Origin of the sequence: Methanosarcina spelaei, assembly GCF_002287235.1 — an archaeon.
GTDB classification, from domain to species: Archaea; Halobacteriota; Methanosarcinia; order Methanosarcinales; family Methanosarcinaceae; genus Methanosarcina; species Methanosarcina spelaei.
Genome location: NZ_LMVP01000002.1, coordinates 39,472 through 51,763, shown reverse-complemented (window position 1 = coordinate 51,763; position 12,292 = coordinate 39,472). Strand labels below are relative to the sequence as shown.

Sequence of the window (12,292 nt, the reverse complement as noted above, 5' to 3'; positions counted from 1 at the left end):
ACCGGGGAAGTTTTCCATCCCCGCAGCAAGCTAGCGGGGTATTCGACTGAAATAAGTTTCAATGGGTTAAAATAAAGTTTATAAGTGAGTTTACTTTCGATTTATTGTAAATCCATTTCATAATAAGTAAATTGTTAACTTAACTTTTCGAGGACATTTCAATATCTGGAAGTTCTTCAATTTCAGCGCCTCCTTCAAGGACTAAAGGAACCCCAGCATCCTGCTTTATAATGACCTTGGACTGAAGATTATATCCGAATATTTTCTTAAAATGCTTTTTCTGCTTCTCTACTTCCCAGATTTCAAGCTGGCACTCATGACGGGCGTGTGTTTCAAGCACCAGGCTGTCGGTAGAAGCTATGTAAAATCGGACGTGTGAAATAACTCCATTGTGAGAACGGTCCAACCCTTCAGCAATGCGGAGCAGGGCACTGAGAACTTTTATACTTTTTACGATATCTTTATTGAGCCCAACAAGATTAGGATGTTTCTTCTTAGGCGTGTTTTTACTGTGGAAATAGGCAAGATTTGCTATTATTTCAATTTCTTCAGGATGGAAACCTGGAAGATTGCTCTCCCTTATCAGGTGGTAGGCGTGAGCCTGGTGGGTATCATACGATAGAAATGTCCCTATGTCGTGCAGGGTGGAACCGTATTCAAGAAGTTCCCTTTCTCCTTCCCTGAACTTATAAATTCCAAGCGCCTGGATACTGTCAAAGAGCTCAAGGGCAAGTCTGGTAACGGTATGAGCATGTTCTTCATCGAAATTGCAGGTAAGCCCAAGCTGCATGATGCTGCGCTTTCTTACCGACATCTGCGTAATCATGTAGGAGAATTCACTCTTTGAGATATAATCTACAAGCAGCCCCTCTCGAAGCCCGCGTTTACTTATCCTGATTTCGGAAAGCCCCATCTCTTCCATAAAAGTTTCAATAATTGCAGCCCCCGCGATAATGATATCAGCTCTTTGCGCGTTAATTCCCGGAAACCTGCGCCTCTCTTCGAGGGGTATGGCGCTCATTGCCCTGACTATTTTCTTCAGGTCTTCATACTCCAGTTTCTCAAAACTCTCACTGGCTGTTTTATGCAGGTAGATAAAAGCGATTCTTGCAAGGTTTTCAATTGTTCCAGAGCTTCCAATTGAACAATTTATATCGTACTCGGAAAGGTCTTTTGTTACATCTGTAATCTTATGTCGAATGTGATTTTTAATCTGCTCGTACTGTTCCTCGGAAACAGGCCCGGCTTCTTCCGGCAAAAACATATTTGTCAGCCTGACAGCTCCAAGGTTAAAAGAATAAAGATAATAACACTGGGTCTGATCCCCTACCGATACTTCGGTACTCCCGCCTCCGATATCTATGAACAGAGCTTTTAAGTTTCCAAGCCGAAGCCCGCTTGAAACCCCAAGGTAAATGAGGCGAGCTTCTTCGGTTCCGGAAATCGTACAGACTTCCAGGTTTGCCTCCTCTTTCAACATTTCGAGAAGCTGAACCTTATTGCTCGCATCTCGCGTTGCCGAAGTCGCCACAGCTATGATCTCTTCTGCCCTGTAGGCTCTGGCAAGTTCCACAAACTTTTTACAGACAACAACTGCGCGTTCTATCGCTTTCGGTTGCAAAATCCTGTCTATGAATTCTCCATCCCCGAGCCGGACTGTTTCCTTCTGCTTGGTCAGGGGAAAGTAAGACCCATTGGGATTTATCCGGACCAGAAGAAGTCGGATGGAGTTAGTGCCTATATCGATAAACGCAACAACTCTGCCTTCGGAAATTCTCTCGGGTTCCATTGTTACCACCTGAAAGCCCTGTTTTTCTTTTCTCTCGAAGGAGTCGAGAAACTCAAAATAAGCTTCACAATACTAGTTCATATTTTTATTCTATTTGAGATTATTTAGTAGTGTACCGAAAGTTTGTAATCGTTGTTATTTTCACACAACCTCTTTCTATATGTTGAAATAGTTGATTATTTATATACATTATAAAAAAAGAGTATTAAGAAAGATGTTTTTAAAAAAAGAGTATTAAGAAAGATGTTTTTCCGGCTTTTTGGATATTCGTTATATGGAGATCAAGCCATTTGTCATTGAAAAACATGTATCTGTAGGGATTTAAAATACTTTTTGTGCTTCATGTCGAGGTAGAGTGCAGGAACCCCAGTATTCATATAAACCAGAGACAATTTAAGTTTATAGACACATTGAAGTTGCAAAAAATTTAGTTTTTTAATTTGTCATTTTGTTGTTTTTGGGCAGTGTGTCAGTTTTTCATATAACCATAAATCTCAAAAAGTTAGAATGTATCAATTCCATATCAGAAGCTCAATTTTCCCATCGTACAAGAAATGACTTTAATTTATAGCAAATTCACGGCACTGTCAAGGGAGGAGGCAATGAAAATGAAAACTAAATTTTTAAATTCTTTAGTTTCGGCGTTATTGATAATAGTAATAATTCCGGGATTAATACCCAGCATAGTATCTGCTGCAGATGGACAATTTGCAGACGGTGGAAACTCGACAAATAGTACACTAAACTCCAATCTCATTTTAGAAAAACTCTCCACTGACCCTGACTATCCAAAGCCCGACAGTAAGGTCGCTATTAATTCACTAGTTAAGAACACAGGAACTGAAGCCTCAGAGCCTACGAATATAATATATAAAATTGGCGAAACCGAGGACAAAGAAGAAGTCCCTGCAATAGAGGCTGGATCGGAAACATTAATTTCCCACACATGGATAACTCCTGACGAAGAAGGAACAGTGTCAATAAAAGCCTCTTTAGAAAACGTAGAGAATAGTGAGAAAGAAATTTCTGTGAAGGTAGTACAGGAAACACTTCCGGATCTGATAGTTGAAGACCTGTATCCAGAATCATCAACACAACCCGAAGCCGGAAAAACTTTGAATTTTACCTTGAAAATAAAAAATATTGGAGAGGAAACTGCCAGCAGTAGTACTGCAAAATATAGTTTTAACGGAACTTCAGAAGGAGAGATTTCTATCCCTGAACTTTCAGCAGGGACAAATACAAATGCAGAGTTTTCTTATACCCCTGGAAACGAAGAAAACATCAGTGTAACAGTAGTCGCAGATTCTGGGAATATCGTTAGTGAAAGTAATGAGGATAATAATAGAATGTCAAAAACCATAAGTATGAAACGCGAACTTCCTGACCTGAAAATAGAATCTATTTCTCTAAGCCCTGAAAACCCTCATCCTGAAGAAAACATAACCTTTACTGTAACAGTAAAGAATAATGGGTCTGCAGCTGCTGAAAACAGCCAAATTAATTACGATATCAAAGGAAACAATGAAAGTTACACTGGAGTTACATCGATACCAGCACTTGCAGCAGGCGAAACCGGAACAGGCACTTTTTTCTGGACTCCTGAAAACGAAGGGCAAATCGAAGTGAAAGCAACCGTAGATGTAGAAAACATCATATCCGAAAGTGATGAAACCAATAATGAGTTCACAAAAACCGCAACCGTATATAAGAAAACAGTTTCAAGCGACTCAGGAAACGATTCAGGAAATGAGAGTTCAGGATCTTCAAGTAGTGACTCCGGAAGTAAGAGTTCAGGATCCTCCAGCAGCAGTTCAGGAGGCGCCATTCTTTCTAAAGAGCCAGTAAGCAATGTAGAAGCAAAGGAGCTTGCCACCGGAAACGTTCAAAGTGGTTATCATGTCAAGTTCGATTTTCCGGAAGGCGTCACATGCATTACATATATCGAGTTCGACCCAATAAAAACATTAAAGAGGACAACCACAACTGTAGAAATGCTCAAAGATAAATCTACTTTTGTCTCAGAAGTCTCTCCTGGGAAAGTATATAAATATGTGAATATCTGGGTAGGAAATTATGGAGCAGGAGTCGCCAATTATTTTGAAAATGGATTTATAGAATTCAAAGTTGAAAAGTCATGGCTTGAAGAAAATAATATTAGCCAGTCACAGATAACTCTTCAATGGTATAATAAAGGCTGGGAGACCCTAGCTACAGAAAAAGTTAAAGAAGATACGAGTTACGTATATTTTAAATCGAAAACACCTGGATTTTCCTGCTTTGCAATAACCAGTTATTCTGCAGAGGGAAAAAATATATTGGAAGGCAATGGATTAGCAGAAGAGGGAGTGTTGAGAAACTGGAATGGTGAAACAAACAAGAGTGCCGTCAACGGAAGTGCAAAAACGGATGACAAAACCAAAAATCCTCTGGGGAAAGCCAAAATAATTCTGGCAATTTCTCTGCCCCTTTTCTTGATTCTTGTAGAGTACTTTGTAATGAAGAAAAAGATTTGAAAATCTCTTTCTTTATAATTTTAATTTGAAATTATGCGTGGATTATTGAAACCTATAAACAACAGACTAATTTTATAATTGAATCAAGTGTCGAGGATATGTTTTCTTTTTTGGAACTGATCAATAACTCACAGAAACGAACAGACAAAGAGTAATAAAGGAACAAAAAGAAGAGATTCTAAGAAGAGATTGTCTTTTTAACCTTTCTTAGAGCTTAAATCCCAGCTTCTGCTATTCTCAAGCATCCATGATTGAGAATCCAGTTCTTCTTCTTCAGGTTGCGGGTAGATCCTTTCAGTCTTGCCGTTAGGGAGCAGCAAGCGGGCTTTTACGTTATCTTTAAGATGAGTGCCAAGGATTACGTCCCTCACGACAGGAATATACTCGGCAGATATCGGAAAGAGAACTTCTACCCTGTTGTCCAGGTTGCGCGGCATAAGATCTGCGCTTCCCATAAGGATCTCTTCTTTTCCTCCGTTCCTGAAATAATATATCCTGGAATGTTCAAGAAAACGACCGACTATCGAGGTAACTCTGATATTTTCACTGAGCCCAATAATACCTGGCCTGAGGCAGCAGATTCCCCGAACAAGGAGGTCAATTTTCACTCCGGCCTGAGAAGCTCTATAAAGTTCCCGGATACACTGGTAGTCCACAAGAGAATTCATTTTAAAGATCAGGTGCCCATTTCCATACTTCTCATGCAGATCAATTTCACGCCTGATGCGCTCTAAAATCTGGTGCCTTAGAGTCTGGGGAGCTACAAGGAGTTTGATATAATGGTCCTTTCGCGAATATCCGGTAAGGGCATTAAAAAGGTCAGAGACATCCTTGCCTATGCATGGGTCACTTGTCAGGTAGCCCATATCGGTATATAGCTTTCCTGTGACTGCGTTATAATTTCCTGTGCTCATGTGCACATAATACCTGATACCTTCTTTTTCGGCCCTGACAACCAGGCACATCTTGGCATGAGTCTTACGTCCTGGGAAGCCATAAGCTACATGAACTCCTTTGCGCTCAAGTTCTTTTGCCCAGCCTATATTGTTCTCCTCATCGAAACGGGCTTTAAGTTCCACCAGAACCGCTACTTGCTTTCTCCGGTCAGCAGCCTTCATAAGGGCCTGAATTATTCTGGAATTGTCATCCACCCTGTACAGGGTCATTTTGATTGCCAAAACATCAGGATCGTCAGCAGACTCTTCCACGAAATCGATTACGGATTCGAAACTGTCATAGGGATGATAGAGAAAAACATCTCTTTTTTTCAGAGTTGCAAAAATTTGCTCTCTGTTCGCTAACTGAGAATGCTTTTTAGGCTCGAAGTGCTCATACTTAAGTTCAGGACGGTTGATCTGTGCAAGTTTGATGAGATTTGATAGTCCCAGAGGAGCCGCAGACCTGAACATAAGGGAAGGGGAAAGTTCCAGGTTTTTAAGGAGGATATCCGAGACTTTTATTGGCATAGTATAATCGGTCTCAAGTCTGACAACAGACCCGAAGTAGTTCCTGCCGACTCTCTGTTTTACAGCGGTCAGAAGGTCTTTGTCTCCATCCTCATCAAACCCAAGGTCTGCATCGCGTGTGATCCTGAAAGGATAAGCTCCCAGGATTCGCTGCCCGGGAAACAGAAGATCAAGGTTTGCAGCGATAAGTTGTTCAAGCCAGACGAAATGACCGTTTTTTAGCTCTTCCAGACTGGAAGTTATTCTCTCCTGGTCACCTTCAGGAACAACTATTAGTCGCATAAACATCGGAGGGATCTTGACCCTGGCAAAACGTTCCCCAAAATCTGGATCATCAATTAATACTGCAAGGTTAAGGCTGAGGTTGGAAATATGAGGGAAAGGATGTCCTGAATCAAAACCGAGAGGAGTAAGTAAAGGGAAAATATTTCTCTCGAAATAATCTCTCAATTTTTCTCTTTCTTTTTTAGAAAGCTCAAAGTAATTAAGGACTTTAATTCCTTTTTCCCTGAGAGCAGGCTCAAGCATTTTGTTCCAGCAACTGTCATTGAGAGGAAGCTGCCTGAGAAGCTCTTCCCGGATGATGCGAAGCTGTTCCTGTGCAAGCTCATCTGTCCGGTCATCTTTTGCAGCTTCCATTATTCTCTTCTGGATGCCTGAAACCCGGACCATGAAAAATTCATCAAGGTTACTTCCGAAGATAGAAAGAAACTTAACTCTTTCAAGTAGAGGATTGCGATCGTCAAAAGCCTCTTCGAGTACCCTGTCATTGAACTGAAGCCAGCTATACTCGCGGTCCGTGTATAAACATGGATCGCTGAGGTCAGGCATACCGGAAACTTCTACCCGAGTTCCTTTAACATTATCCATAATCAGCCTATCAAAATCTGCACACTGAATGGGGAAGTTCCGCTCCATTGCTATCACGCGTGACCTGGGTTTTGCACTTATTCAAACTAATCTTTAAAAATAATAAAAGATCTGAAGATAGGATCTCTGTAAATAGGATCTCTGTAGATCTCATGTTCAATTTCATTACCTGATTGGCACCCGGTTTTACTGGGTTGAAAAGAAGATATCCCCCGGGTTCACTCAAACAACTTAGTACAGTTAGCCTTAAGATAGTATAGTTAGCCTTAAGAAATTTTTCCTTGATAACATCAACCCTGTTAACCGATTAGAGTTTTGAGTCCTTTTGCAGAGGGGGAGCACAATCTCCTTATTAAGTTATCGGACATGCATTGACACCAAAATATATATAAACTTTTGTATCGGCCGGATTTCAGGGATCTAAGGAATCTCTGCTGACTCATTACTATTTATTAGTATATAGAACTAAAGATTTATAATATTATCTCTTCAAACCAATTACTGACAAAAACAAAAAAAAGATGCCCCAGATAAAAAAGAAAAAAAGTAATGGAAGATTGCCAGAAAAGGTCAGAAACTTCTAAGTAAATTCTTTATTAATATTTTTTAAATAGTGTACTAAAGTTTATTTAAAAGTTGCTTTTGAGCTGGTTTTAAATTTATCTTTTAAATGAGAGTAAAACTCCTGCTCTTTTCCAGTGGTCTTTCTGAACAGCCGTTCCACAATCAGCTCTGGAGTGCTTCGAGCAATACGGTTGTATACAGGGTTCCGGTTTACAATTAGTTCCAGATGGGAATCGAGCCCATCTGCCTCAATCCCATCAACTCTTACTTCAGTTCCGGTATTTTCAAGGATGAGTTCTGAAAGATGGGAAACAAAAACCCCAAGACTCTGTTCATTTTTGGATAGATATTCAAGAATTCCTGCTATAATTCGTGCAGAAGCTCCAGGCTCAGTGATGGATTCCAGTTCGTCCGCAAGTACCAGTTTTTCTGAGGCTTCGGAGAGCACTGAGAATTGCTTGAGTGTAGTCTCAAAAGCTCCTGCATCGAGAGTTCCTTTTGATTTTCCGAAGTAGTAGAATTCTTCTACAGGCCCGAGTTCAAGTTTTTTTGCAGGAACTGGAAAACCCATATACCCAAGAATTACGCATTGGGCAAGGAGTTCAAGTAGGGAAGTCTTACCTCCTGAGTTTACTCCACTCAAAAGTACAACTCTGTTTTCCATGCCTGCCGGGGAAAATCTAGTTTTTCCGATGGAATAACTGACAGGATCGATTTCTCCATATCGGGCTTTTAAAAAAAGATTTTCTCCACCTATAAAACCTATTCCAGTTTCAGGAATAAGTGTGGGCAAATTAAGCCGGAATTTTGTCGAGAAACAGGCAATTGAAAAACCCAGGTCAAAATCCAGGACTTTCCTGACAAGTTTTTCTACAGGCTGGTGAAAACCTGAAAGCATTTTTGCCAGTTCCCTTTTTCGGGCAAGCCGTGTTTTCTCAAGGCTATTGTTCAACTTTTGCCTGAGAAACTGCAACTGAAGTTGATTTGCGTAGAGAGGGTAGGAAATTTCATCAGGAAAGAGTGAGTCAAGCATTAGTTTTTCTTGCTTTTGAAGCCCTAGTTTTTCAGCAAGTTCTTCTTTGATTGCTTCAGTCTCAGTTTTATAGATTTTATTAAGTTCCTTTGTAAGCAGGTCTTTAATCTCCATTCCTCCGCTTACAAGCCTGACGAGTTCCTGCCCTCTAAGAGTAAGGGAACTTGCCTCAAGGGTTCGGTTCATGCGCTGGTTAGCCTCATTCAGAACCAAAGTCAATGCAGGGTCCAGGTTTTGAAGGGCTGCTCCGAGCCTGTCAAGTTCAGGATCAAAACCTTCAACAGGTTTTCCATCCTCACTGAGCTTTAAGAGAGCAGCCTCAAGTGTATCAAGCTTCTCTTTTGAAAGCTCCTCAAAAAGCTCAAAGTTCCCTGAACGGAGAGACGATACAATACTCAGGCAGGAACGGATGCAATCCAGATTACGCGCAAAAAACGCCAGTTCTTTTTCAGGCAAAACCTGCCAGAATTCAGCTCTGGAAAGGTCCTGGAAGTATTCGGGTTCAATGCCTTCGGGTAGATCAAAGCCAAGATAAGTATCATCAAAAACGATTACACTGGAGTAACCCCTTGCAAGGTCCACAAATTCCGATAAATTTTCTACGGCCTGGACAGGCAAAAAGTCCTGGAACTTTTCTCTAGCTGCTTTAAGAATTTTTGAATTTCCGCACAGAATTATCCGGTCCCTGACTCTGAGGTTCCCTGGAACTGGCCTGAGTTCACTGACTCTCGTAAGCAATTTTAGAAATTCGGAATTCTCAGGGAAGGCATTTCCCAGTTCAAGATACTCTCTTATGAAAGCCTGTCTCTCCCGGATAAGATCCATGCGTGAAGCAGGTAATGGATAAAAAAGGTTTAGTTTGTCCCTGGCATGCGTCGTATGGGCAAAACTTTTTATTAGCTCAAGCAGGCGAGAATAAAGATCCAGAGCTTCTTTTGTCCTGAGAAAGTCGGAAATTGAGCATCCCTCATCCACGGATCTGGCATACCTGGCAAGGGAAAGAGCAAAATTGCGGCTAATCCCGTTGACCTCAGAAAGCGAAGCTATATCACCCTCGCAAATAGCCTGAAGAGCAGCTTCCTCAGTTCCAAAATGCCCAGTCAGCCTATCGGCTACCCGTTCACCTATTCCATGAATTTCCCGCAGGCTTGAGAGCGGATGAGAAGTTTTCATACCCAAAATACTTTTCATATGCAAGATACTCTTGTTTCAATAAGTTCAGCTGGGCATTAAGCCCGTATTATTTACTTCAAAAGAAAGGCAAGTTCTTTTTCAAGATAGGGACGCATTGAGGTTGTATATCCGTGTGTTCCTTCAGTAACGTTATACATTGCTTTTGGCTCTTTTGCAAGGGAATAAGTCCTGAGCGCCAGATCGTGGGAGATTACCGGATCATTAAAAGAATGAATCAGCACGAATTTCGCAGGCGGAAGAGTAGAGAGATAAGTATCCGGGTCAATTGAACGATAAAAGCGGTAAGCTTCAGTATCATCTGCAAGGGAAGAATCAATTTCTTCAGTGCCGTACCCTGAGGTGCTGATTCCAATAACTCCTTTAAGGGAAGGGTTAAGAGCACAGGCAAGAATTGCAAATCTTCCACCATTGCTTTCCCCCATGATTGCAAGCTTTTTCGGATTAATTTCAGGCTGGGCCGCAAGCACATCTGAAGCTTTAAGAGCATCATAAACCATGGTATATTCCACGGGCTCAAGGCTGGTTTTGAAAAGTTCAAGGTCTCTTTCCGTATTTATGCCGCCCAGGTTGCGCTGGTCAAGAGTGAGAGTTGCATATCCCATTTTAGAAAGTTCAGCAGCCAGACCTTGCTCGGCTTCTTTGCTAACACCTGCCCCAGGCAGCAGAACCAGGCCAGAAGAAGAAAAGGAATTTGCAGGAACTCTTAAAAGAGCCTTGATTTTTTCTCCTTTACTTTCAAAAGACAGAAGTTTTAAAGTATCCGAGCTTTCAGGAGCATATACATCTTCGATTTCCTGAGATGTAAATACTGGCTTTTCTCGCTCTGGAAAAGATAGAATGCCTGCATCCGAAACCTTCCAGGGAGCCGTAGAGCTTGTAGAGTTGGAAGGATTATACAGGACTCCAAAAATACCCACAAGTATGAGAAGAAAACCCAGAAGAAAAATTGTGGGCTTGGAGATTCTAGTCCCTGAAGAAGCCCTGCGTTTAGTTTCTTTTTTTCCTGAATTCTGCCTGCTCAAGGAAACCCTGCCGAAAAAATTGCAATTACGGCCAGAAACCATTTACAGCACTTAAGAATAGTACTGCAATGCCAGCAATAGCACCGACAATAAGCACTATCTTGGGCTGGATTTGAACTGCATTTTTATCTGCTTCATAATAGCGCATGAGCCCTGCAGAAGACTGGAGCCCCGAACCTGATTTTTTAGCCATGTGTTAACACCTGTGTGAGCGCATTGATTGGGATATAATTTCACTGCCTTTACTTGCCTGTAATAGGTTTTCTGGCTGATAATTAAAGACTATGTGGAAGTTAACAGTTAAGAACTAGAATTAGCATAGCTGCTAATTAATTATGATGTTTGATAATTAATTATTGAGTTTGATAATTAACCATTAAATTTACTAACTAACTATTGAGCTTATTAATTATTAAATTTACTAACTAACCATTGAACTTATTAATTATTAAATTTGCTACTTAGGAGTCGTCACAGAACAAACTATGTATAAGTTTCGATTGGATGCCTTGATTTTCAAGATCATTATCACCAATTAAAAATTAACTTTATGAAAAGTTTGCCTAATCTGTTTTGTGACAGTTACTTAGTATTAAATTTGCTAATTAATTATCAAATTGCAATTAACATTGAATAACTGTTAAATCTCCTCTTAAATTTGGTAATGATCACTAATTTACAGTTCTGATATATAAATCCAGCAGAGAAACTTCTTGATAGCCAGGACTCAAAGAACTTGAAGGGAATTTGTCACTCTCTTGAAACAGGCAATTTTCAGACAAGTACTTCGTCCAGCAGAAAAGGTGGATAAAACACTCCTTTCTCAGTAATTATAGCAGTTATATTTTCCATGGGAGTTGCGTCAAAAGCAGGATTGAAAACTTCCACGTCTTTTGGAGCAAGCTGTTCAGATCCGAAAAAGCGCAACTCATCCGGGTCTCGAATCTCTATCTTTACACTGCCTTCCCAGCCATTGAAATCGAAAGTAGAGGTGGGGGCTGCTACGTAAAAGGGAATACCATGCTCTTTTGCAAGAATTGAAAGAGAATAGGTACCTATTTTGTTGAAAACGACATCCTGGGTAATCCTGTCAGCTCCTACAAGCACACTGTCTACAAGTCCCTGCTGCATTACCCATCCAGCCATAGAATCCGAAATAAGGGTTACTGGAATCTTATCCTGCATCAGCTCCCATGCAGTGATCCTGCTTCCCTGATTCAATGGTCTTGTTTCACAGGCAATAACCTTGATCTTTTTGCCTTCAGCAATTGCCGAACGCACAACCCCAAGGGCTGTACCCCAATCCACGCAGGCTAACCTGCCTGCATTGCAGTGTGTAAGTACAGTATCTCCGTCCTTCAGGAGTTCTGCTCCGGATTCACCTATCGACTTGTTGGTGACTACGTCTTCTTCTGCAATGTCCCTGGCTTCCCGAAGGGCAATTTCCCGGACACCTTGAACATCAAAGGCATCCGAAACCGCTTTCAGAACCCTGTCCACACCCCAGCTAAGGTTTACTGCTGTAGGGCGAGTTGACTTAAGGGTTTTTCCCGCAATTTTAAGGTCTCTTATTATTGTTTCGAAATCTCTAGCCCCACTCAGGAAAGCTGCAAGGGCAATCCCGAAACCTCCTGCTACACCTAGAGCAGGCGCGCCTCTTATCCTGAGAGATTTTATAGCCTCACAGAGAGAACTAAGGGTTTTGCATTCTATTATCCTGTACTCTTTAGGGAGAAGGGTCTGATCTACCAGCACCACAGAGTTGGACTCTTCCTTCCAGTCAATTGTCCTCATTAAATCACTTTCCGATATAAGCGTAAGATTCTGCCGGAAAAGTT

The 12,292-nt window shown here is 41.2% G+C and carries 7 protein-coding genes; 1 reads left to right on the top strand and 6 read right to left on the bottom strand.

What is annotated here, in order from left to right:
* Positions 1-139 precede the first annotated feature (139 nt).
* Complete coding sequence (locus tag ASJ81_RS00560; protein WP_095642759.1) at positions 140-1,789, bottom strand: Ppx/GppA phosphatase family protein; 1,650 nt, start codon at positions 1,787-1,789, stop codon at positions 140-142.
* Positions 1,790-2,397: 608 nt separating this feature from the next.
* Between ASJ81_RS00560 and ASJ81_RS00555 the strand changes: the two genes are divergently transcribed.
* Positions 2,398-4,305: a PGF-pre-PGF domain-containing protein gene (locus ASJ81_RS00555; protein ID WP_170943129.1), complete on the top strand. Its 1,908-nt coding sequence runs from the start codon at positions 2,398-2,400 to the stop codon at positions 4,303-4,305.
* A gap of 197 nt (positions 4,306-4,502) precedes the next feature.
* On the opposite strand, the gene ppk1 is transcribed toward ASJ81_RS00555, so the two are convergent.
* From ppk1 to ASJ81_RS00530, 5 genes are all read right to left on the bottom strand, one after another.
* Positions 4,503-6,689 carry a polyphosphate kinase 1 gene (gene ppk1 / locus ASJ81_RS00550; RefSeq protein ID WP_095642761.1) on the bottom strand — a complete coding sequence of 729 codons (2,187 nt, stop codon included), beginning with the start codon at positions 6,687-6,689 and terminating at the stop codon, positions 4,503-4,505.
* A 577-nt stretch (positions 6,690-7,266) separates the two neighbouring features.
* Entirely contained in the window at positions 7,267-9,429 is a 2,163-nt protein-coding gene (locus ASJ81_RS00545) for a MutS-related protein (protein ID WP_095642757.1), read from the bottom strand.
* A gap of 53 nt (positions 9,430-9,482) precedes the next feature.
* A complete protein-coding gene (locus tag ASJ81_RS00540) occupies positions 9,483-10,454 on the bottom strand; it encodes an alpha/beta hydrolase family protein (protein ID WP_245859643.1) in 972 nt (323 codons plus the stop codon).
* 25 nt (positions 10,455-10,479) lie between these two features.
* A complete protein-coding gene (locus tag ASJ81_RS00535; RefSeq protein ID WP_095642755.1) occupies positions 10,480-10,647 on the bottom strand; it encodes a preprotein translocase subunit Sec61beta in 168 nt (55 codons plus the stop codon).
* A 581-nt stretch (positions 10,648-11,228) separates the two neighbouring features.
* Positions 11,229-12,248: an S-methyl-5-thioribose-1-phosphate isomerase gene (locus tag ASJ81_RS00530; RefSeq protein WP_095642760.1), complete on the bottom strand. Its 1,020-nt coding sequence runs from the start codon at positions 12,246-12,248 to the stop codon at positions 11,229-11,231.
* Positions 12,249-12,292: the final 44 nt, after the last annotated feature.